Origin of the sequence: Rhodococcus sp. Q (assembly GCF_005503035.1) — a bacterium.
In the GTDB taxonomy this organism is placed as follows: domain Bacteria; phylum Actinomycetota; class Actinomycetes; order Mycobacteriales; family Mycobacteriaceae; genus Rhodococcus_G.
In genome coordinates this window covers 36,750-58,106 of sequence record NZ_SCOY01000012.1, presented here as the reverse complement: position 1 = coordinate 58,106, position 21,357 = coordinate 36,750, and the positions used below count along the sequence as shown (strand labels likewise).

General features: G+C 69.6%; 25 protein-coding genes. 10 read left to right on the top strand and 15 right to left on the bottom strand.

All coding sequences use genetic code 11. From position 1 onward, the window contains the following. Positions 1-4: 4 nt before the first annotated feature. Genes mftE through mftA form a run of 7 tightly spaced genes read right to left on the bottom strand, consistent with a single transcriptional unit; the run spans position 5 to position 7,527 of the window. Positions 5-715, bottom strand: a complete 711-nt coding sequence (gene mftE / locus FFS72_RS13990) for a mycofactocin biosynthesis peptidyl-dipeptidase MftE (protein ID WP_137874491.1) — start codon at positions 713-715, stop codon at positions 5-7. 58 nt (positions 716-773) lie between these two features. Beyond that, positions 774-2,726, bottom strand: a complete 1,953-nt coding sequence (locus FFS72_RS13985) for a mycofactocin system FadH/OYE family oxidoreductase 2 (RefSeq protein ID WP_137874490.1) — start codon at positions 2,724-2,726, stop codon at positions 774-776. Beyond that, on the bottom strand, positions 2,723-4,678 hold the full coding sequence (locus FFS72_RS13980; RefSeq protein WP_137874542.1) for a mycofactocin system FadH/OYE family oxidoreductase 1: 1,956 nt from the start codon (positions 4,676-4,678) through the stop codon (positions 2,723-2,725). The genes FFS72_RS13985 and FFS72_RS13980 overlap by 4 nt, the downstream gene beginning before the upstream one ends. A gap of 4 nt (positions 4,679-4,682) precedes the next feature. Further along, positions 4,683-5,861 (bottom strand): pre-mycofactocin synthase MftD, encoded by a 1,179-nt coding sequence (gene mftD / locus FFS72_RS13975; protein WP_137874489.1) that lies wholly within the window; start codon positions 5,859-5,861, stop codon positions 4,683-4,685. Positions 5,862-5,871: 10 nt separating this feature from the next. Beyond that, positions 5,872-7,107 carry a mycofactocin radical SAM maturase gene (gene mftC, locus FFS72_RS13970; protein WP_137874488.1) on the bottom strand — a complete coding sequence of 412 codons (1,236 nt, stop codon included), beginning with the start codon at positions 7,105-7,107 and terminating at the stop codon, positions 5,872-5,874. A 40-nt stretch (positions 7,108-7,147) separates the two neighbouring features. After that, positions 7,148-7,444 carry a mycofactocin biosynthesis chaperone MftB gene (mftB, locus tag FFS72_RS13965; RefSeq protein ID WP_007531746.1) on the bottom strand — a complete coding sequence of 99 codons (297 nt, stop codon included), beginning with the start codon at positions 7,442-7,444 and terminating at the stop codon, positions 7,148-7,150. Continuing rightward, entirely contained in the window at positions 7,429-7,527 is a 99-nt protein-coding gene (mftA, locus tag FFS72_RS13960; RefSeq protein ID WP_084734304.1) for a mycofactocin precursor MftA, read from the bottom strand. Before mftA ends, mftB begins: the two co-directional genes overlap by 16 nt. Before the next feature lie 107 nt (positions 7,528-7,634). Between mftA and mftR the strand changes: the two genes are divergently transcribed. The 3 genes from mftR (at position 7,635) to FFS72_RS13945 (ending at position 10,273) form a co-directional block, all read left to right on the top strand. Then, on the top strand, positions 7,635-8,258 hold the full coding sequence (gene mftR, locus FFS72_RS13955) for a mycofactocin system transcriptional regulator MftR (RefSeq protein WP_137874487.1): 624 nt from the start codon (positions 7,635-7,637) through the stop codon (positions 8,256-8,258). Between the two features lie 138 nt (positions 8,259-8,396). Next, on the top strand, positions 8,397-9,077 hold the full coding sequence (gene mftR2, locus FFS72_RS13950) for a mycofactocin system transcriptional regulator MftR2 (RefSeq protein WP_137874486.1): 681 nt from the start codon (positions 8,397-8,399) through the stop codon (positions 9,075-9,077). 140 nt (positions 9,078-9,217) lie between these two features. Beyond that, positions 9,218-10,273 (top strand): ferredoxin--NADP reductase, encoded by a 1,056-nt coding sequence (locus tag FFS72_RS13945; protein WP_137874485.1) that lies wholly within the window; start codon positions 9,218-9,220, stop codon positions 10,271-10,273. Here FFS72_RS13945 and FFS72_RS13940 read toward each other — a convergent pair. Further along, positions 10,245-11,030, bottom strand: coding sequence for a DNA alkylation repair protein (locus FFS72_RS13940; protein WP_137874484.1), 786 nt, complete (start codon positions 11,028-11,030; stop codon positions 10,245-10,247). The genes FFS72_RS13945 and FFS72_RS13940 overlap by 29 nt on opposite strands. 125 nt (positions 11,031-11,155) lie before the next feature. Here FFS72_RS13940 and FFS72_RS13935 point away from each other — a divergent pair, with 125 nt between their 5' ends. Further along, the gene (locus FFS72_RS13935; RefSeq protein WP_137874483.1) at positions 11,156-11,527 is read left to right on the top strand and encodes an SPW repeat domain-containing protein; all 372 of its coding nucleotides are present in this window, start codon (positions 11,156-11,158) and stop codon (positions 11,525-11,527) included. Between the two features lie 65 nt (positions 11,528-11,592). Then, positions 11,593-12,201, top strand: a complete 609-nt coding sequence (locus FFS72_RS13930) for a TetR/AcrR family transcriptional regulator (RefSeq protein WP_249353302.1) — start codon at positions 11,593-11,595, stop codon at positions 12,199-12,201. Here FFS72_RS13930 and FFS72_RS13925 read toward each other — a convergent pair. From FFS72_RS13925 to FFS72_RS13900, 6 genes are all read right to left on the bottom strand, one after another. Further along, positions 12,187-13,023: a glutamate racemase gene (locus FFS72_RS13925; RefSeq protein WP_249353300.1), complete on the bottom strand. Its 837-nt coding sequence runs from the start codon at positions 13,021-13,023 to the stop codon at positions 12,187-12,189. The genes FFS72_RS13930 and FFS72_RS13925 overlap by 15 nt on opposite strands. 151 nt (positions 13,024-13,174) lie before the next feature. Next, on the bottom strand, positions 13,175-14,263 hold the full coding sequence (locus tag FFS72_RS13920; RefSeq protein ID WP_137874481.1) for a thiolase C-terminal domain-containing protein: 1,089 nt from the start codon (positions 14,261-14,263) through the stop codon (positions 13,175-13,177). Then, the gene (locus FFS72_RS13915; protein ID WP_137874480.1) at positions 14,260-14,688 is read right to left on the bottom strand and encodes a Zn-ribbon domain-containing OB-fold protein; all 429 of its coding nucleotides are present in this window, start codon (positions 14,686-14,688) and stop codon (positions 14,260-14,262) included. The genes FFS72_RS13920 and FFS72_RS13915 overlap by 4 nt, the downstream gene beginning before the upstream one ends. Before the next feature lie 172 nt (positions 14,689-14,860). Further along, positions 14,861-16,063, bottom strand: coding sequence for an NAD(P)/FAD-dependent oxidoreductase (locus tag FFS72_RS13910; protein ID WP_137874479.1), 1,203 nt, complete (start codon positions 16,061-16,063; stop codon positions 14,861-14,863). Positions 16,064-16,154: 91 nt separating this feature from the next. Beyond that, positions 16,155-16,643: a twin-arginine translocation pathway signal gene (locus FFS72_RS13905; protein ID WP_137874478.1), complete on the bottom strand. Its 489-nt coding sequence runs from the start codon at positions 16,641-16,643 to the stop codon at positions 16,155-16,157. After that, the gene (locus tag FFS72_RS13900) at positions 16,640-17,182 is read right to left on the bottom strand and encodes an Rv1363c family protein (protein ID WP_137874477.1); all 543 of its coding nucleotides are present in this window, start codon (positions 17,180-17,182) and stop codon (positions 16,640-16,642) included. The genes FFS72_RS13905 and FFS72_RS13900 overlap by 4 nt, the downstream gene beginning before the upstream one ends. Positions 17,183-17,274: 92 nt before the next feature. Between FFS72_RS13900 and FFS72_RS13895 the strand changes: the two genes are divergently transcribed. The 5 genes from FFS72_RS13895 to FFS72_RS13875 are packed head-to-tail and all read left to right on the top strand — an operon-like array spanning position 17,275 to position 19,834. Further along, the gene (locus FFS72_RS13895) at positions 17,275-17,763 is read left to right on the top strand and encodes an Asp23/Gls24 family envelope stress response protein (protein ID WP_502704118.1); all 489 of its coding nucleotides are present in this window, start codon (positions 17,275-17,277) and stop codon (positions 17,761-17,763) included. Further along, positions 17,760-18,092: a hypothetical protein gene (locus tag FFS72_RS13890; protein WP_137874476.1), complete on the top strand. Its 333-nt coding sequence runs from the start codon at positions 17,760-17,762 to the stop codon at positions 18,090-18,092. The genes FFS72_RS13895 and FFS72_RS13890 overlap by 4 nt, the downstream gene beginning before the upstream one ends. Next, on the top strand, positions 18,089-18,268 hold the full coding sequence (locus tag FFS72_RS13885) for a hypothetical protein (protein ID WP_050065726.1): 180 nt from the start codon (positions 18,089-18,091) through the stop codon (positions 18,266-18,268). The genes FFS72_RS13890 and FFS72_RS13885 overlap by 4 nt, the downstream gene beginning before the upstream one ends. Next, positions 18,261-19,262: a DUF6286 domain-containing Asp23/Gls24 family envelope stress response protein gene (locus tag FFS72_RS13880; RefSeq protein ID WP_249353299.1), complete on the top strand. Its 1,002-nt coding sequence runs from the start codon at positions 18,261-18,263 to the stop codon at positions 19,260-19,262. Before FFS72_RS13885 ends, FFS72_RS13880 begins: the two co-directional genes overlap by 8 nt. Next, positions 19,259-19,834, top strand: a complete 576-nt coding sequence (locus FFS72_RS13875; protein WP_137874475.1) for a hypothetical protein — start codon at positions 19,259-19,261, stop codon at positions 19,832-19,834. The genes FFS72_RS13880 and FFS72_RS13875 overlap by 4 nt, the downstream gene beginning before the upstream one ends. A 306-nt stretch (positions 19,835-20,140) precedes the next feature. Here FFS72_RS13875 and tuf read toward each other — a convergent pair whose 3' ends face one another. Further along, complete coding sequence (tuf, locus tag FFS72_RS13870; RefSeq protein WP_050065724.1) at positions 20,141-21,331, bottom strand: elongation factor Tu; 1,191 nt, start codon at positions 21,329-21,331, stop codon at positions 20,141-20,143. Positions 21,332-21,357: the final 26 nt, after the last annotated feature.

Here is a 21,357-nt window from a genome sequence, read left to right as displayed (position 1 = left end):
GTGCTCACCGCAACATCCCGCGGGCATCCGGATCCCATCGGTGCACCGCATCCGCAGCTCGGGCGCACATCTGCTCGAACACGCGTGCCCCCTCCTCGGCCGTCGCGCCCCTCGGATCACCGAGCACACCGTTCGGGCTGACGGCCGCGACACCGCCGCTTCGCAGCGCCGGCATCAGGTCTGCGATCGGACGCACGTCACCGCACTCGACCAGGTCGGCGTGCACCAGCCCGGGCGAAAGGTGCAGTAACAAGGACGTTTCCGTGCGGCCGGCATGCGCGTCCGCTCCCGGAACCGCGCACGGCAGCCAGGCCGCGTCCCGACCCTCGTACCGCAGCAAGGCCACCGCCTCCGCCAAGGCGGGCGCGTTCCCACCGTGCCCGTTGACGAACAACACGCGCGGCGACCAGCGACACGCCGAACGCCCGTACTCGACGACCACCGACTTCAGCACCTCGCTGCCCAGCGACACCGTGCCGGCGAACCCTTCGTGCTCGCCACTCGCCCCGTACGCGATCGCAGGCGCGACCACCAACCCCGGCAACCGACCGGCAACTGCCGACGCGATCCTGGTGTCGGTGTCGAGCGGAAGGTGCGGGCCGTGCTGCTCGACGGACCCGACCGGTACCGCGAGCGCGGGACGGGACGCATCAGTCTCCGGCCACGTCGCGACGGCCAGCGGTCCGGGGCCGGCGAGGGAATCGGGTGCGGGCATGCCCCCGATGCTATGCCGCCCCGCGAGGCCGGGGGCGGACCGGGAGCAGCCGTCGCGATCAGAGCGCGGCGGCGGCACGGTGGCCCTCGACGACGGCGGCGTGGGCGCGGCGGGGGGCCAGAGCGTCGCCGATACGGTGAACCTCGAACCCACTGTTGGACAGTTCTTTCCACAGTTCGTCCACAGGACTCTGGTGCACCGAGCACACGACGGCGTCGAACTCCGGTTCGGTGACCGTGCCCGTCGGATGGTGCAGCAGGCGCAGCCGCACGCCGGTACCTGTGTCGACCGCCGCCATCGGTACCACGTCGGTCACCTGGGCGATGCTCGCGGCATGGGCGCGGCGCTGCCAGCCCTCCATGTCCAGCGTCAGTCCCAGGTCCTGGCCGACGATCAGCGCCGGTGTCGCGACGGTGACCGCACAGCCGCGCGCGGCCAGCGTCTCCGCGACGGATGTCGCCTGGTGAAATCCCAACTCGTCGAACACCAGAACCCGGCCGACCGGATCCGCCCGACCCTCCAGCGCGTCGCGCACGTCCACGACCGCGACACTGTCCGCGGCCCAGTCGGGCCTGCGGGGGCGTGCCCCCGTCGCGACGATCACCGCCTCCGGTTCCAGGCGGCGCAGCAGGTCGGCGTCCACGTCGACTCCGGTCCGTATCGTCACACCGGCACGTCGGCATTCACGTTCCAGATCGACTGCCATCTCACCGAATTCGCCTCGACCGAGGGCACTCGCGGCCGTGAGCACCTGTCCGCCCAGATGCTCGTCCCGTTCGAACAGCGTCACTCGATGACCGAGCGCGGCCGCTGTCGCGGCCGCCCTCATCCCCGCGGGCCCGCCTCCCACCACGACGACCGCACGCCCGCGACGTCGGGGTGACGGCAACGGCACCGACTCCCGTCCCGCGTCGGGGTTGACCACGCACCCGAGCCACCGGTTCATGCCGACCCGACCGATGCACTCCTGGTTGCATCCGAGGCAGGTGCGCACGTCGTCGGCGCGACCGAGCACGGCCTTGGCCGCGAAGTCCGGGTCGGCGATCTGTCCGCGCACCACGCCGACGAGATCGCAGTGCCCTTCGGCGAGCGCCCGCTCGGCCTGCTCCGGGTCGGTGAAGCGGCCGACGCCGACGACGGGGAGCGACACCGCGCGGCGAATCGCGTTGGGCACGAACAGCGCATAGCCGCGCGGCACCGCCATCGAGGCCTCGATCAGGTGCAGCGTCTCGGTGGCCATCCCGATCGACGTGTTGAGGTAGTCGACGTGGCCGGACACCTCGATCATCCGCGCCACCGACACCGCCTCGTCGAGGTGGATGCCGCTCGCAATCGACTCCTCCCCCGTCAACCGGACTCCGACCACCAGGTCGGGCCCGACAGCTGCGCGGACCGCTGCGATCACCGCGAGGAGCAGTCGGGCCCGGTTTGCGAGCGTCCCGCCGTGGTCGTCGGTGCGCTGATTGGTCTGCGGGGAGAGGAATGCGCGCAGGATCGACGACTGCGACGCCTGGATCTCGACGCCGTCGAATCCGCCTGCGCGACAACGCTCGGCGACGGTGGCGTAACTCTGCACCAGTTCGTCGATCTCGCTCGCGCCGATCTGCCGGGGAACTTCACGGAACAGCGGATCCGCGACGGGACTCGGTGCCCACAGGTGCAGACCCGAGTACATGCTCGACCCCTGGCCCCCGTTGTGGTTGAGCTGGGCGAGGACGACGGCGCCGTGGGCGTGCACGGCGTCGGTGATGCGCCGGTAGCCGGTCACCACCTCCGGCCTGTGCCCCTGGATCACCTTCTCGTACGGCCGGTCCGTCGGGTGGACGCAGTGCTCCTCGGTGATGATCAGTCCGGCGCCGCCCTTGGCCCGTGCCTCGTAGTAGGCGGCATGCTGCTCGGTTGGCAGCCCGCCGACGGCGGCGTTCGTCAGGTGCGCGGTGAACACGACGCGGTTCCGGAGGCGGCGCGGTCCGATCGTCAGGGGTGACGTGAGGGTCGGTGTCGTATTCACCGCGACCACTCCGTCAGCAGGTGTGTCGCGGCCTCCCGGCCCTCGCGTATGGCCTCGGCCACCGTGCGCGGCGCGATCCGGTCCCCCACCGCGAACCGGCGTTTCGCGGAGGCCAACTCTCCCCCTGGCCCGGTGCCGTCCACCGACACCGACTCGTCGGGGACGCGGTGTCCGCAGTCGACGACGGCGTCGGCACGAACGACATCCCGCGCGCCGGTGTGCACGTGCTCGAGTTCGACCCGGCCGGCGGAGAGTCCGACGATTCGGGACCGCAGGTACCGCACGACCCCGGCGCGCTGGAGGCGGCCGTTGGCGTCGGCGAGGTCGCCGGTGCGTCCGAGTTGAGTTCCAACGACAGGATCGGGCGTCACCACGACCACGCTTCGGCCCCGCGCGGCGAGCATCTCGGCGACGGCGACACCGACGGGTCCGCCGATCGGATCCCACACCACCGCCGTGCCGTCGGGGAGCGTCCCCTCGAACACGTCGGCGGCGGCAACCACCGGCACGGTGCCGTCCCCCGGCACCGGCCACGGCCCGGCGACACCTCCGGTGGCGACCACGACCGCGGCGGCATGGTCGGCGGCGATCTCGCGGTCGGTCACCTCACGCCCCAACTCCACCCGGACGCCGAGGCGGTGGCACTCGTCCGCGAGCCATTCGGTCCACGCGGACAACCGCTCCCGGCCAGGTCCTGTCGCCGTGCGCGCCACCATCCCGCCGAGACGCCCGGACCTCTCGGTCAGCCGGACCCGGTGACCGCCCGCCGCCAGCACGCGGGCCGCCTCGAGACCCGCGGGTCCGCCCCCGACCACCCACACGTCGCGACCGCCGCCCGGGTGAGGGGACCCCTCGACCGGTTCGGCAGACTTCGGGTTCCCCTCGCCCGGGGTGGGGTTGCCGATGCAGGTGACGACGGGGTTGCGAGGGTCGCGGACGAGGCAGGTCTGGTTGCAGAGCACGCACGGCCGCGGCGCGCGACCCTCCCGGACCGCGCGCACCAGGTCGGGGTCGGCGATCTGCGCTCGCGTCATCTCGACGAGGTCCGCGACGCCGTCCTCGAGCGCGCGCGACGCGGCAGCGGGGTCGACGACGCTGCCCTGCAACACCACCGGCACCCCGATTGCGCGGATCCGACGCGCCGGTTCCACGTTGAACATGGGCGGGGTGTGCGCGTCCGGCCTGCACCGGGTCGCCGTCGTCGGCCCACCACGGACGACGGTCACGAGATCGAGCGAATCGGACAGCGCCCGAAGCTGTTCCGCGGCGGCGTCGATCGATATCCCACCCCACGGAGCGAGCTCGTCACAGGACAGCCGGAGAGCGAGGATCCGATCCGGGCCGAGAACCGCGCGGACGGCGGCGACCACCTCGCGCAGCAGTCGGGCGCGGTCGGTGCCGTACTCGTCGGTACGGACGTTGGTGAGCGGCGAGAGGAACTGCCGCAGCAACGCCGTCGGGCCCGCATCCACCTCGACACCGTCGACGTCCGCCGCGACAGCGATCGCCGCGGACTCCGCGAATCCCGCTATCACCGACCCGATCTCGGTGTCACCCATCTCCGCGGGCATCTCCCGGCTCACGACGTCGGCGACCGGCGACGGCGCCCACAGCACCGACTGGGAGTACGCGCTCGACCCCTGCGATCCGTGGTGCCCGAGTCCGGCCAGGATCAGGGCGCCGTGCGGTCGGCACGCCTCGACGACGGCTCGCCACCCCGGACCGCACTCGGCGGCGAGCGGCGCACGCTCGTACGGCCAGTCGTCCGCGCACACCGACGCGGTCTCGGTCACGACGATGCCGCATCCGCCGCGAGCCCGCGCTTCGTAGTAGTCGGTGTGCCGGGGTGAGAACCCGCGGCCCACACCGAGATTGGTCTCGTGAGCGCCGAAGACCACCCGTGACCGGGCTCTGCGCCCGGCCAGGGTGGTCTCGTCGGTGATACCCGGCAGTGGTCTAGACCCCGAGGTCGCGGCGGAAGCCTTCGGGGATGACCAGGTCGGCGGGCGACAGGTCCGCGATGTTGGAGTGCCCGAGACCGAGGACGGCGGAGTCGACGCCGCCGCGCAGGATGTCGAGGACGTTCTCGACACCGGCCTGACCGTTGGCCGCCAGACCCCACAGGTACGAGCGGCCGATCATGACCGCGCGGGCACCGAGCGCGAGCGACTTGACGACATCGGAGCCGCGGCGGATACCGCCGTCGAGCACGACCTCGATCTGCTCGCCGACGGCCTCGGCGATCGCGGGCAGCGCCCGGATCGGCGCCGGGGTGCCGTCGAGGTTGTTGCCACCGTGGTTCGACACCGAGATCGCGGTGCAGCCGGCGTCGACGGCGCGCTTGGCGTCGTCGACACGCATGACGCCCTTGAGCATGAACGGGCCGTCCCACTGCTCACGCAGCCACGCGACGTCCTCCCACGTGGGCAGCGGCGTCCCCATCCACGACCCGTACGCGCCGAAGAACGTCGGAGCCGGGCCGCCGTCGGCGGGCGCGAGGTTCGGGGTCGTCAGGTCCGGGATGGCACCCGACTTCACGAACTGCGACAGCCACTTCGGGTGCAGGATTCCCTGCAGGGCGTTGGCGCGCATCGCGGCGAAGTCCATCTTCTCCGGGATCGCCGGGGAACCCCAGTCGCGGCCCATCGAGAACGACCAGTCGAGCGTCATGATCAGACCGGTGGCGCCCGCCTTCTTCGCGCGCTCCATCCGATGCAGCAGCTCGTCGCGGGTGCCGACCCAGTACATCTGGAAGAACGTCTGCGGGTTCGCCGCGACGACGTCCTCGACGGACTTCGACGCGAACGAGGACAGGCCCATCGCGATGCCGCGGGCCGCGGCGGCGCGAGCGACGGCGACCTCACCGTCGGGGTGCACCGCCTGCACGCCCGTCGGGGAGATCATCACGGGGAAGGACAGCGGCTGCCCCATCACCGTGGTCGACAGTTCCCGCTTGTCCGACAGTCCCGCCACGTGCGGCGCGAAGCCGAGCTCGGCGAACGATTCGGTGTTGTCGGAGGTCGACACGCCCTTCTCGGAGCCGGCGACCAGCGCCATGTACACCGGCTTCGGCAGACGCTTCTGGGCCCGCCGCTGCGCCTCGGCAACGGTCTCGAACCACGCATTCTTAGCCATCGAGATTCCTCTACTTCATTCCCGCGAGCGGGTTTTCGTCACAGATCTTGGCCGGAGGCCGGGTGGTGAGCAGCGTCAGCGGCACCGGCGCCTGCGGGACGCGGCGTTCGGCACGCTTGCCGGTTCGGGAATGGTCCTGACTGGACTTCGGGACACTGCGGTCCGCTTCGAGCGCCGATTCGCCGTATCCCTGAACGCATTCGGGGTCCGGACCGTCCATCGGCAGGCCGGTGAAGAACTTCGCGGCCATGCAACCACCGCGGCACGCGTCGTAGTGCGCGCACTTGGAGCAGGCGCCGCCGGTCTGCGGGGAGCGCAGGTCCTGGAACAGGTCGGAGTGCTGCCACACGTGCTGGAAACCACCGTCGGACACGATGTTTCCGGCGAGGAACTGGTCGTGGATCGCGAACGGGCACGCGTAGACGTCGCCGATCGGGTCGATCAGGCAGACGACGCGGCCTGCGCCACACAGGTTCAGTCCGGGCAGCGCGTCACCGTAGGCGGACAGGTGGAAGAACGAGTCACCGGTGAGCACACCCTCGCCGTTGGCGACGAGCCAGTCGTAGAGTTCGCGCTGCTGCGCCTGCGTCGGGTGCAGCTCGTCCCACACGTCGGCGCCGCGGCCGGACGGGCGGAGTCGCGTGATCCGCAGCGTCGCACCGTATTTGTCGGCGAGCGCCTTGAAATCGTCGAGCTGGGACACGTTCTGACGGGTGACGACGACGGAGATCTTCGCGTCCTTGAACCCCGCCTCGGCCAGGTTCTCCAGCGCCCGCACCGCCATGTCGAACGAGCCGGGGCCACGGACTGCGTCGTTGACCTCGGCGGTCGCACCGTCGAGGGAGATCTGCACGTCGACGTAGTCGGACGAGGCCAGGCGTGCAGCGACCTTCTTGTCGATCTTGACGCCGTTGGTGGAGAACTTCACACCCACCTGGTGCTCGGTCGCGTAGTCGACGAGCTCCCAGAAGTCCGAGCGGACGGTCGGCTCACCGCCACCGATGTTGACGTAGAAGACCTGCATGCGCTGCAACTCGTCGATGATCGACTTGCACTGCTCGGTCGACAGCTCCCGAGGGTCACGCCGCCCGGACGAGGAGAGGCAGTGCACGCACGACAGGTTGCATGCGTACGTCAGCTCCCAGGTCAGGCAGATCGGGGCGTCGAGGCCGAGCTCGAACTGATCGACCAGTCGCCCCACCGCGGGCGGCGGGCTGGTGGCGGGTGGTTCCAGAACGGAGGTCATGGGTTCTAGTCCTCGTCAGAAAGAAGTGGGTGGCGGACGATCAGGCGGCGGAGGCGGCAGCCGCGGGGACGATCATCTTCGACTCGGCCAGTGTGGCCAGGGCACGCGCGTAGATGTCGATCCGGGCGTCCTCGATGCCTGCCGCGCGGATCGCACTGCGGGCGTCGGGATGGTCGGCCAACGACTTCACGATGCCGACGATGGTCACGTTCTTCAGGAAGGACAGCTTGCGGGTCCCGAAGTGGTAGAGCAACGCCCCGAAAGGTTCGGGGCGAAGCGCCACCTGCGGGTGCAGCTGCCACCCGGTGTCGAGATTCACGGTCAGTACACGCCGCACATGCCGTCGATCGAGACCTCTTCCACGAGAGACTCCTGGACGAGCTCGGTCTCGGCGACCACGGATTCACGAGTGTCGGACATTCACTTACCTCCTGTGTCAGTGTTGATCCGGTCTCAGCCCTCTGTTGCTGTGACTCGGCTCACGACAATAATGGCATCGAGTGCAGAATGGAAGGCAGGACGCGAACTTGGCGGGTAACAGCAGGTCGGAGCCGGTCCGAATCGGCCGCAGACCGTCGACGACTCCCGATCGGATCAGCAGCATCGCGATCGCCCTGTTCGCGGAACAGGGATTCGAGGAGACCAGCGTCGATCAGATCGCCGAAGCCGCGGGCATCGCACGGCGCACCTTCTTCCGCTACTTCCCCTCGAAGAACGCGGTGCCGTGGGGCGACTTCGACACCCACCTGTCCGACATGCGCGAGCAGCTCGCGAACCTTCCCGACGACATCTCGCTCGCCGACGGACTGACCAGGGCACTGCTCGAGTTCAACCGGTTCCCGCCGGACATCGCGCCGATCCACCGCAAGCGCATGGAAGTGATCCTGAACGCGCCGGCACTGCAGGCGTACTCCATGGTCATGTACACGGGATGGCGCGACGCCATCGCGGAATACGTCGCGGCCCGCCTCGGCTGCCGCACGACCGACCACCTCCCCCGAACGGTTGGCTGGCTGGTGCTGGGCACCGCGCTGGCCGCGTACGAGCAGTGGCTCACCGACGAGAACCTCGAGTTGCCCGACCTGCTGCGGGCGGGCAGCGCAATCCTGACCGATGGACTCACGACGCTGTCGGCGACCACCGATTCGTGACCCGGACAGGCCTGTCGACCTGGTGCGGCCGATTCCTGTACCGAAATTCCCCGGACCCGACCTCATCTCGGGCAATCGGCCTTAAACTTGGGCCAGAGGTCGGCACGAGTCGACCGAACACTCGCCATGGGACGCACGATGACGGACAAGTCCGTGATCTTGGGTCGGCCTGCCCGACGCAACGTCGGCGCCGACTCACGGACGACCGGCGCCACACACGGCAACCTGTCCGAGCAGGAGATCGTGAACGCGGCCCTGCGCGTCATCCATCAGGACGGCCTCGAGAAACTCTCGATGCGGCGCCTGTCGCGTGAACTCGGCGTGTCGGCGATGGCGCCGTACTACTACGTCACCGACAAGCACGAACTGCTCGACCTCGTGGCCACCGCGGCGCTGGGGGGAATCACCGCGCCCGAGCCCGGCCCCGACTGGACCGAGCGGCTCCGCAACCTGATCGACCAGATCGACGAGCGGCTCTCGACGTATCCGGGACTCGGCGAGGTACTGCTCGACCGGATGCTGCGATCGCAACGACACCTGGTCGCGCTGGTGATGGACATCCTCTTCGACGCCGGATTCACCGACCGCAACGTCTACTGCGCCTACGCGACGATCCACACCTATCTGTACGGCCGCAGCGGCGTCACCACGCAGGATCCGAGGGTGCCGGACCCATCCGTGCTCCCCGAGTCGATCGCCCGCGCGACCGCCCACATCGATCGGATCCACGGTCACGACGTCTACCGATTCGGTGTCGCGACGCTGATCGCGGGCCTGAAGGCGCAGCTCGATCGTCAGGGCGAGACGCAGCACGAGTGACGCGGTCGTCCCGATTGCCGGGAGCGGGCGTGCACAATCTACGATCCAGCTGCTTACATGCTTTCTGCTACTCTGCAAAACTAGAACACGTTACAGAACGTGTGCACCGCTCCCCATGCAGCGCCCCGAGAGGATCGACCATGACCACTGTTGACGTTCCGCACAGCTCCAGGTCGGTTGTGCTGACAGTGTCGGGTGTCGTGGAGGAGACGTCGGACGCCCGCTCGCTGGTGTTCGCGGTCCCGGACGACCTGCGCAGCCGATTCGAGTACCGGCCCGGCCAGTTCCTGACCCTGCGCATCCCCAGCGACCAGACGGGTTCCGTCGCACGCTGCTACTCGCTCGCCAGCTCCCCGTTCGTCGACGGCGAGCCCAAGGTCACCGTCAAGCGCACCGTCGACGGGTACGGCTCCAACTGGCTGTGCGACAACGTCAAGGTCGGTGACACGATCGAGGTGCTTCCGCCCTCCGGAGTGTTCACCCCCAAGTCGCTCGACCACGACTTCCTGCTGTGGGGCGCGGGCAGCGGCATCACCCCCGTCATCTCCATCCTCAAGTCCGCCCTGAGCCAGGGCAGCGGCCGAGTGGTACTGGTCTACGCCAACCGGGACGAGACCTCGGTGATCTTCCGCGACGAGCTGCGCGCCCTCGCCGCCGAGTACCCGACCCGCCTCACCGTCGTGCACTGGCTCGAGTCGCTGCAGGGCCTGCCGACCCCCGACCAGTTCGCGACGCTCGCCGCCCCGTTCACGTCGTTCGAGTCGTTCATGTGCGGCCCCGGCCCCTTCATGGACACGGTCCACAAGGCACTCGCCGAGGCGGGCGTTCCGCGCAACCAGGTGCACGCCGAGGTGTTCAACTCGCTCGCAGGCGACCCGTTCCAGGACGTCGAGCTCGCGGAGGTCAGCGAGGAGGAGGCCGCCGACGCGGCGACCGTCACCGTCACCCTCGACGGAGAGACCCACGAACTGAGCTGGCCGCGCAAGCAGACGCTCGTCGACATCATGCTCGCGAAGGGCCTGGACGTGCCCTACTCCTGCCAGGAAGGCGAGTGCGGCTCCTGCGCCTGCACCGTGCTCCAGGGCAAGGTCGAGATGGAGAACAGCGAGATCCTCGACCCCGAGGACATCGCGGCCGGCTACATCCTCGGCTGCCAGGCCAAGCCCGTCACCGACCGCCTCGAGATCGAGTTCTGACACCCGCACCGTCTGCGCGCATCCGGCGATAGCGGGTGCGCGCAGACGGGTCGAGATGCTCGGTCGCGTAACTCAGCGCCGTCGCTCCCATCGCCGGGGCGTACTCGTCGAGGAAGACCGTCAGCAACGCGCGATCGACCCGCTTGCCGACCTCCCGAAGCATCCAGCCGAGCGCCTTCTGCGTCAGGTCGCGCCGGTCGGCGAGCAGCCGCGGCGCCAGGTCGAGCGTGGTCGACGCGTCACCGCGCCGGATGAAGCCGAACGTGGTCAGCAGGGCCACCCGCCTGCGCCAGAGATCCTCGTCCGCACCGAGATCGAACACCGGATCGCGCGCCCGGTCGAACAGCCAGCCGCCGAGGATCCGCTCCGCCGACGCGTCCACGAGGTCCCAGTTGTTCACCCGGCCACGCAGCACCGCGGCCAGATAGAACTCGGCGATCCGCTCACGCTGCGCATCGTCGCGGGTACGAACCCCGCTCGCCTTCTCGAACCGCCGTACCAGGATCAGCAGACCCGCCAGCCGGTGTTCGTGCACCTCGCTGTCGAGGAGTGCGTCGACCTCCGGCAGCGGTAGGTCGGCGAACCGCTGCACGACCTTCCGCGTCGCGGGTACGCGCACCCCGACGAACACGTCCCCCTCGCCGTACTCCCCCGGACCGGTCCGGAAGAAGCGCTGCAGATTCGCGGCGTCGACCGGATCCGAGACCTCCGCGAGTGCCGCTGCGACGTCACGGTGGCCATACCCGACGGTGCTCATGCCCCGACCCTGCCACATACCCACTCACCTGCACGAACACCTTGATCGGACGGTCGATCAGGGCTATACCTGAAGGTGTGCCGCAATACCGACATATGCGGCAAATCCGGCGAAGGAGGCTGGAAATGAACGCATCCGTCAACAGGTGGCAGGACTGGGTCGCCGTGGTGATCGGCGCAGTCGTGGCGCTCTCCCCACTCTGGGTCGACACCAACAGCGCCGCCCAGTGGTCGATGATCGTCCTGGGCGTCCTCGTCGCCGCTGCGGGCGTCGCCAACATGATGGCGCCCACCTCCGAGATGGTCGTCGGGGCGATGGGTGTCCTCGGCGTCCTGCTCTTCGTCGCACCCTGGGTCACCGGCTACGCCGACATGGCGGGCGCCGCATGGACGTCCTGGGTCGGCGGCGCCGCGACCGTGCTGACCGCACTGGCCGCGATGCCCGAGGGTTCCCGCATGCACATCGGCCACGGCGGAGGACTCGCACCGCATCACTGAGCACGTCCACCACTGATCCCGCCAACGCGCCGGGACGGATCGCGCCCGCCCCGGCGAAGGAGGAGGTGTTCGACGTGCCCGGCACCCGGAGAGGTCGATCGCAGCCAGGCAGCGACACCCGGACGAGGATCCTCGACGCCGCCGAACAACTCATCGCCACCCGGGGATTCGACGCGACGCCCACCGCCGCGATCGCCGCACGCGCAGACGTCCCCAAAGGCCTCGTCTTCTACTACTTCCCCACGAAGGAGTCGATTCTCACCGCACTCCTCACCGAACGGTTGTCCACCCAACCCGCCATCGACGTCACTGGTGTCGCGGTGACGGGCGCGCCGGTCGACGCCCTCGTCAACCTCGACGCGGCACTCGGCCGCGACGACAGCCCCACCGTCCGCGAGATCCTCTGGAGGGAAGCGGGCACCCATCCCGCCGCACGCGAGCAACTGCGGGCCCTGCGCGCACATCTGCAGGCACTGACCGTGGAGGTGCTGCGGGCCAGTGCCCCGCTGACCGCACCGGCACGCGTCCTCGACTCCTGCGCGAGCGCCTGGGTCGCCGCGATGTTCACCGCCACCCACCTCGACCGATTCCGTGGACGCGAGGAGCGGGTGGAGTACCTGCGATCGGTCGCGCGGGTCGTGACCGCAGGAATGGGCGCGCTATCGCATCCGTGAATCCTCGACGCCCCGCATCCGTGAGTCCTCGACGCGCCGCATCGGCGAATCCTCGACGCCCCGCACCGGTACAACCAGTTCACGACCGTCGGCGTAGACACCGGCACTGGCGGGCAGAGCCCCCGGCCGACCACTGACCAGCACCGACACCGTCCCGCCGCCGCCGACGTCCCGTCCGAGGGCGTCGATCCGACGAAGGGTCTGAGCCGCGACCGCGCGCGCACTGTCGAAGAGCGTCACGCCGGCGGGCAGTCGCTCGGTGATCAGATCCGCGACCAGCGGATAGTGCGTGCAGCCGAGGACCACCGCATCACAGGAGTCCGGCGTGCTCGCCACGGCCGCGTCCACCGCCGCCGCGATCCGGTCGGTGTCCCCGAGGTCGATGGCGTCGGCAAGCCCGTGACAGGCGACGCCGACGACGTCGCTACCGTTGCCGAACCGGGCGATCAGATCCGCCTGATAGGCACTCGCCGTCGTCGCGGCCGTCGCCCAGATGGCCACCGACCGGGACACCGCCGCGGCAGGCTTGATCGCGGGCACCGTCCCGATCACCGGGATCGAGTCCCCCAGATGTGTGCGCACGTGGTCCAGCGCCGTCACACTGGCCGTGTTGCAGGGCAGTACGACCACCTCGGCGCCGAGCCCGACGGCCCGATCCGCGGCTGCCACCACCCGGTCGACGACCCACTGCGCCGGCTTAGGACCCCATGGGGCGCCGTCCGGATCCATCGACAGCAGCAGATCCAGCTCCGGACGCAGTCGACGCAGCCACGCCGACGTCGGCAGCAACCCGAGACCCGAGTCGATCAGCGCAACCGTCATCGGATCCGCCCGGTGACCGCCGCGAGAAGCCACACCCGGTCCGACGAGTCCTTCACCGCCGAATCCTTCACCACTGTCCTCTCCACCGAATTCACCTCGACAGTCGAGAGTATCCGCAGCCCGCGACCGCGCGCTCGGCAGCATTCGCGGCTCAGCTGGTGCGACGAAGGAACAGGCACCCCGCCGACCCCGATCCACCGAGCGCGACCACCGCCGTCGACGGCGGACCACCGGACTCGGAGCCACCCTCGTTCCCGCGCATCCGAGCGACGGCTTCGACAACCAGATCGAGGTCCGGACGCCTGCCCAGACCGAGGTGGCCGCCGTGCGGATTGACCGGAAACGTGCCGCCGCGCGAGATGGTGCCCGCCGTCGCCAGAACGCCGCCCGCACACCCCGGGTCACAGAGGCCCAGCGCCTCCAGCCAGGTCACCACCCGGAACGAGTACTCGTCGCCGATCAGGAGGATGCCGGGCACGGCACCGTGCAGGTCCTCGCGCAGAGATGATCCGGCACGGTCGGCGGCGCGCTCGGAATCCCGCTCCGCGAGCGGACTGACCGCGTAGGCGGCACCGACACCACCGACGCCGACGGGTCGGCTCCCCGACCGCCGCTCCACGCGGCCTACGGGTTCGAGCACCACCGCCGCCGATCCGCCGACGGGTCGCGCGCGGTCGTGCACGCAGAGAGGGTCGGCGAGCATCGGTGCCGACAGGTAGTCCCGCAGGCTCAGTCCCCGGCCCGCGTTCGCGGATGCGACGATCGCGATCCGGGCCAGATCAGGGCGGGTCAGCCCGAAACGCTCGATGTACGCGCGGGCGTCCAGCGCGACGTCGACCGTCTCGTCGTCCGCGCCGTACGGTGCGTGCCAGCTCGCCCACCCTGTGACGGCCTCGGCGCGGCCGAAGCGATCGGCGCCGGATCGTGGATCGGGCGGCGGCATCGTCTCGACGCACACGATCGCCCGCAGCCGTCCGGACACGACCGCGTCGACCGCCTGCACTGCGGCCGCACCCAGGGCACCGTGATCCGAAATCTCCGTCCGCCAACACAATTCGAATCCGAACAGATCGGAGACCGCGTAGGCGTCGACCCCGCAGGCGAGCAGACCGTCGATGTCGGAGACCGAGGTTCCGGCGTCGGAGAGTGCGGCACGCACCGCTGCACCCGTGGATGCGAGGGCGTCGCCGGGCGCCGCGCGGCCGACGCCGGACACGACGACCCCGCCGGCGCCGCTCACGACACCGCCTCGATCCGGGCTTCGAACAGGTCGGACTCCTCGAGTTCGGCCAGCGGCAACCAGATCCGGTCGTCGACCTGCTCGAACACCAACCGGACCGGTGCTCCGACCCGGAGGTCGTCCGGATCGCATTCGACCAACCCGAGCAGGAGCCGCACTTCCTCGAGGAGGTCGACGATCCCGACGAGGCGAGCGCGGGGGCGAGCGCCCGGGATGCCGGTCCAGGACGCCAACACACCCTTGCCGCTGACCGGTTCGAACTCGAGGCGGTCGAACCAGCAGTGCCTGCAACTCGGAACCGGGGGAAACGACCAGCGACCGCACCTCGGGCACCGTTGCACCAGCAGTCGCCCCGACGCACCACTGGTCCAGTGCGCCGCGGTCAGGTCCGTCGGTTCCGGAAGCGCACGCCGACCGTGCACCATGAATTCACGGTAGCCGCAGTGACGCCACCGCGGTGCCGTGATTCAGACGACCACGGCGGTGCCGTGAATCAGACGACCACGGCGGTGCCGTGAATCAGACGACCACGGCGGTGCCGTGAATCAGACGACCACGGCGGTGCCGTGAATCAGACGACCACGGCGGTGCCGTGAATCAGACACCCGCGGGGTCGAGTACGTCGCCGATGGGGACGCGGCCCGACACCTTGGCACGCATCTTCATCACCGGGCCCGCGAGTCCGCCGCCGACGACGGCGACGAGGTTGCCGTCGCGCTCGTAGTAGGCGAGGAACTTGCGTCCGTCGTCACGGACGATGTGGACGGTGTCGGTGCCGGACGGTTCGCCGAGTGCCTGGATCTTGACGTCGTACTGATCGCTCCAGAAGTACGGCACCTGAGCGGGGGCGTCGGGTGCGGCCCCGGTCACGAGGGCGTGTGCGGCGATCTTGGCCTGCTCTCCGACGTTGCTCCAGTGCTCGACCCGTCGATGCTCGCCCTCCGGCTGCTGCCAGGACGCGACATCGCCGACGACCCACACGTTGGGGTCGCTGGTGCGTCCGGTGGCGTCCGCGAGGACGCCACCGCCTGCGGCACGGTCCGCGAGGGCGATCCCGGAGTCGTCGAGCCATCCGGTGACGGGGTGCGAGCCGATGCCGATCACCACGAGGTCTGCGGTGATCTGGGAGCCGTCACTGAGTACGGCTCCGGTGACCCGGTCGTCTCCGACCAGCGAGTCGAGTCCGATCCCGCTGCGCACGTCGACACCCTCGCCGGTGTGCAGGCGGGCGACGAGGGCGCCGACCTGCTCGCCGAGCACGGATGCGAGCGGCGTGGGCTGCGGTTCGACGAGGACGACGTCGAGTCCGCGGGCGCGGGCACTGGCGGCCACCTCGCAGCCGATGAACCCTGCTCCGACGACGAGTGCGGTCCGGCCTGCGACCAGGTCGCCGCGGAGGGCGTGCGCGTCCTCGAGGGTTCGCAGCACGTGAACGCCGGCCAGGTCGGCGAGGCCGGGGATGCGCCGCGGGGTGAGTCCCGTCGCGATGACCAGGTGGTCGTAGTCGAGGGTGGTGCCGTCGGCGAGGGTGACCGTGCGCGCCGCGGAGTCGAGCGCTGCTGCGGCCGAACCGAGTCGCAGGTCGACCCGCAGGTCGTCGTAGTGGTCGGCGGGCTTGAGCGTCACGTCGTCGGTTTCACCGCGGACGACGTCCTTCGACAGCGGCGGCCGGTCGTACGGCAGGTGCGATTCGTCCCCGACGAGGACGATCTCGCCGTCGTGACCGGCCCTGCGCAGTTCCTCAGTGGTCCGCAGGCCGCCAAGCCCTGCCCCGACGATCACAATCCGTCCGACACCCATCGCGCGTTTTCCCCTTCACACCTCGTACACGACCGTGCTCGATCGTGTGGAAAGTTCATACCAAACTGACACGCGTTTCAGTAGTGCCACATCATGACGGTTCGAAGTCCGAGACGAGCCACCGGCCGTCGATCCGGGTCAGATCGACGCGCGCACCGACCTTCGTGGTCACCGGATCGGGAGCAGCATCAGTGCTGGTCACCTGCGTCAGGAACACCAACGCCTCGGCATCGTCGCCGTCGACGCTCGACACTCCTGTCGCCGTGACGGTGGCGGTCGAGGTGACCCGATTCGTCCGCGAAGTTGGAACGACGACCGTGTCGGTGAACTGTCCGTACCGGGCCCGGAAGTCGCCCGTCAGCCGTTCCCCGGCGGCGTACTGATCCGCCGCGACGGTGTCCGGGGTGTAGGTCAGCAGCGCCGCTGACGTCTCCGCCGCCGCCTGCGCGACGTCGTCGCGTGTCTGTGCGCTCACCCGCGCCTGCGCATCGTCCACCGTCACGGACAGCACCGCGGCACCCGACGCCAGCAGCACCGCAAGCACACCGAGACACCACGCCATCAGTCGAGAGCCCCTCATGCGACGTACTCCAGCGCTGCCGTGCGATACACGCCGTCCACCTCGTCCATCGTCAGCCGCAACCGCCACACCCTCGACTTCTCCTCGGGTTCCACGCGATTGGTGACGGTGGATCGAACCTGAACGAGGACGACACCGCTGTCACCGTCCCACGACTCGATCGCAGCGTCCGCCTCCTGGCCGACGGTGGTGACCTCGGTGTCCTGGACGACCGACACGAACGACTCGGCACTCGACGCGAAGTCGTCGTGGAACTCGCCGGTGGCTCCGGCCAGGACGCGGCGGACGTCGCTCTCGGCCGTCGCGTGATCGACGGTCGCGAGGTTCATCGCGGTGTCGCGGGCCGCGGCGAGCGCGTCACGCTGCTGCGACTCCAGCGCCGACGCCTGCCGGTACTGCCACAGCAACACCCCACACACCCCCGCGAGCAGCAGACAGACAACCCCGAACGCCGCGACCACGACGCGCCCGCGCCGGGTCGTTCCGGCGCGGCCGTCCTCATCCGACGGGGACGCGTCGTCCACGTGTGTCTGCGCCATACCCGTCCTTCGTCCGACTCCGTTGCGCGCTCCACCGTAGGTGATCCGACTCACAACCTCCGCTGCCCCTCCGCACTCACTAGGGTTGAGGGGTGACCACAGCACCCGACCCCGGCGACACCCCCGCGCAACGACCCGGCCACGGGACCGTGCAGTTCGCGTCCGCGGCCTCGACCGAACTGGTCGGGTCCCAGGGCCGCACGATCATCGCCGACGCCGTCGTCGCGAAGATCGCCGGAATCGCCACCCGCGAGATCAGCGGCGTCTTCGACGTCGGAGGCGGCACCGCGCGGGTCGTCGGCGCGCTCCGCGACCGCATCCCCGGCGCCCGCGTCAATCACGGGCAGGGAGTCGCCGTCGAGGTCGGTGAGAAGCAGGCCGCGATCGACATCGGGATCGTCGCCGAGTACGGCGTCGCCCTCCACGAACTCGCGGCCGGTATCCGCCGCAACGTCATCGCCGCCGTGGAACGGATGACCGGCCTCGAGGTCACCGAGGTCGACATCACCATCTTCGACGTCGTCCTCTTCGACGACGCCCAGCAGTCGAACGAACCGGATCCGCGCCCGAGGGTGCAGTGAGCAGCCACGCCGGCAGTGCCGACACCGACGCCGACCTGATCGCGGCGCGAGTGCTCGCGGTGCCCGGTGTCGCCGGACTGCACGGCGGCGAGTTCGGCGAGGTCGCCACCTACCTTCCCGGTCGCCGCGTCCTCGGCGTCCGGCTCACCGATCCCGGGTGCGCCGTTCACATCGTGGTCGCGTACCCGAACAACGTCGTCGACGTCGCGGACGCGGTCCACCGCGCAGTGTCCCCGCTGATCGCGGGCCCGGTCACGGTGACCGTGGAGGACGTCGCCGACAGCACCGCCGCGGCACCGGCCGACACCTTGGAAGGGACATCGCGATGAACAGCACGGTCGTCGGACTGCTGGCCGGGTTGTTGCTCGCGCTGGCCGGGATTCTCGGCGGATTCGCCGGATTCGTGTTCGCCGTGATGCTCGGCGGCGCAGGCATGGCGATCGGCGCGCACCGCGACGGGCACTTCGATCTCGGGGCACTGTTGCGAAGCAGGGGCCGTGGCTGATCCGATCGCCGTCACCGGGGATCCCACGTCCGGGGAGACGATCTCCGAGACGCCGCACAGCGACGTCGACCTCGAACGCGGCGCGCGTGGACAGCTCGTCGTCAAGGATCGCGCGGTATCGAAAATCGCTGTTGCAGCAGCCCTTTCGGTTCCCGGTGTCGTCCGCCACACGGGTAGCCTGCTCGCCCTGTCCGCGCGCGACCTGCCGCGCGCGGACGTGACGACGGGACCGGACTCCGTCGCCGTCACCCTCTACCTCGCCGTGACCTGGCCGTGCCCTGTCGCCGTCCTCTCCCGTGAGGTGCACGCCGCGGTCGCCGATCGCGTCGAGACCCTCACGGGCATGGCCCTCGAACACCTGCACGTCGTTGTCGCCGCCGCGGTCCCCCGTCCGGAGGGCACCACCGACATGGACGCCCGCCAACTCGCTGCGGAGTGCGATCCGGAGATCGTTCCTGTGCGGGCTCGGCCCCCGCTGGCGCGTCCGGGATCGGCGGTCGTCGCGGTGGCCGCCGCTGCACTGTTGATCGGTGTCGCGGTGGTCGCGGGCCGTGAATTCCTCATCGAGAAGGGCGCCATCTCACCTGCGGCGTGGGTTCGGAACTCGGTCCGGTGGATCGCGGACCTGCACGGGCAGACGTGGATGGTGGCTGCAGCGCTGGGTGCCACGGCGGTGGGCCTGATCCTGATCTGCCTGTCCGTGATGCCACGTACCCGGACCCACGTTCCGGTCGGCGACGACGGCAGCGCCGTCGTGTGGATGCGCCCGACCGACGTCGCACGCATGTGCAGTTCCCGCGCAGGCACCGTCGGCGGCGTTTCCGCCGTGCACACCACTGTGGATCGCAGGCGCGCAACGGTGCACGTGACACCGAACGGCGAGGTGGCGTCGGACGCCCTGGAACAGCAGGTACGTGACACCGTCGAACCCGCACTCGCCGCGGTCTCGTCACCGCGGGAACTCCGTGTCCGGGTCGGGAAGGTCAAGCAGTGAAACGGCGAACGTCCATCCTGGACCGCCTGGTCGCGCTCACCGCGGGACTGGTGCTCATCGGCGCAGCCGGTCTCACGCTGACGTGGTTCGTCGGGGTCGAGTCGGTTCGCGCGTTCGTCCGGCGTCTCGATCGCACCACGTTGTCGGAGTTTCCGGACCAGTCGTGGTGGCCGACCGCGCTCGGCGTGACGGCCATCGTCGCGTTCGTCGCCGGTCTCGCACTGTTGCTGGTGAACGTGCGACGTGGACGTCCCGAGACGATGCCGGTGCTGCCGTCGGGACCGCACTGGGCCGACGAGGGTTCGGACACGTCGCTGTCCGTGGATCTCGGCCCCCTCGCCGCAGGCTTGGCCGGGGAGCTGTCGACCCTCGACGGGGTACGCACGGTTCGTCAGTCCGCCGTCGACGACCGGGGACTTGCGACCCTGCGGGTGACCGTCGTCGCCGATCCGAGCATCGACGTCGCAACCTTCACGCGCAGCGCCGAGGCGTTCGCGCGGGCGATGGCGGCCGCCCTTCCCGGCGCGCCCGTCGCCACGCAGGTCCTGCTGCACCTCGCTCCGGCGGACTAGTCGGCCGGCCGGACCGCGGCCTCTCCGAGAAGGCGCGCGGGCATTTCCGCACGACTGACCACCGGGGCCGACGCCTCCGCCAACTCGGAGCCGGCATGACGATCCTCGGCGGCACGCCGGTCACCGACGTCGACGACGTCGTGCGCCTCGATCCACGCCCGACCTGATCGGCGTCGGGCTCACGACTCCTGTGCCGGATCGGGTCTCGCCTCGTGGAGGACATCATGGAACGCGGAAACGGCGCCCACCCCCGAAGGGATGGACGCCGTTTCCGTTGTCCAGCTTGATCAGTCAGTGATCAGGAAATCACTTGATGATCTTGGTGACGCGACCGGCGCCGACGGTGCGGCCACCCTCACGGATCGCGAACCGCAGGCCCTCGTCCATGGCGACCGGCTGGATCAGCACGACGGACATCTCGGTGTTGTCACCGGGCATGACCATCTCGGTGCCCTCGGGGAGGGTCACGACGCCCGTAACGTCCGTGGTACGGAAGTAGAACTGCGGGCGGTAGTTGTTGAAGAACGGGGTGTGGCGGCCGCCCTCGTCCTTCGACAGGATGTACGCCTGGCCCTCGAACTCGGTGTGCGGGGTGGTCGTACCCGGCTTGACGACGACCTGGCCGCGCTCGACATCTTCGCGCTTGATGCCACGAACCAGCAGACCGACGTTGTCGCCAGCCTGGCCGGAGTCGAGCAGCTTGCGGAACATCTCGATGCCCGTGACCGTGGTCTTGGTCGAGGTCGGGCGGATGCCGACGATCTCGACCTCTTCGTTCACGTTCACGATGCCGCGCTCGATACGACCGGTGACGACGGTGCCACGACCGGTGATCGTGAAGACGTCCTCGACGGGCATGAGGAACGGCTTGTCGGTCTCACGGACCGGGTCCGGGATGGAGTCGTCGACGGCCTGCATGAGGTCGAGGACCGACTGGCCCCACTTCTCGTCGCCCTCGAGCGCCTTCAGTGCGGAAACGGGGACAACCGGAGCGTCCTCGTCGAAGTCCTGCGAAGCCAGCAGCTCGCGGACCTCCATCTCGACGAGCTCGAGGATTTCCTCGTCGTCGACCATGTCGGCCTTGTTCAGGGCGACGAGGATGTAGGGCACGCCGACCTGGCGAGCGAGCAGGACGTGCTCACGCGTCTGGGGCATCGGGCCGTCGGTGGCGGCGACAACGAGAATCGCGCCGTCCATCTGAGCGGCACCGGTGATCATGTTCTTGATGTAGTCGGCGTGGCCCGGCGCGTCGACGTGCGCGTAGTGGCGCTTGTCGGTCTGGTACTCGACGTGGGAGATGTTGATCGTGATACCACGAGCCTTCTCCTCAGGCGCCTTGTCGATCTGGTCGAAGGCCGAGGCCTCGTTCAGATCCGGGTACTTGTCGTGCAGGACCTTGGTGATGGCCGCGGTCAGCGTCGTCTTGCCGTGGTCAACGTGACCGATGGTCCCGATGTTGACGTGCGGCTTCGTCCGCTCGAACTTCGCCTTCGCCACTTGATGGCCTCCTGTTGTGTTGCTTG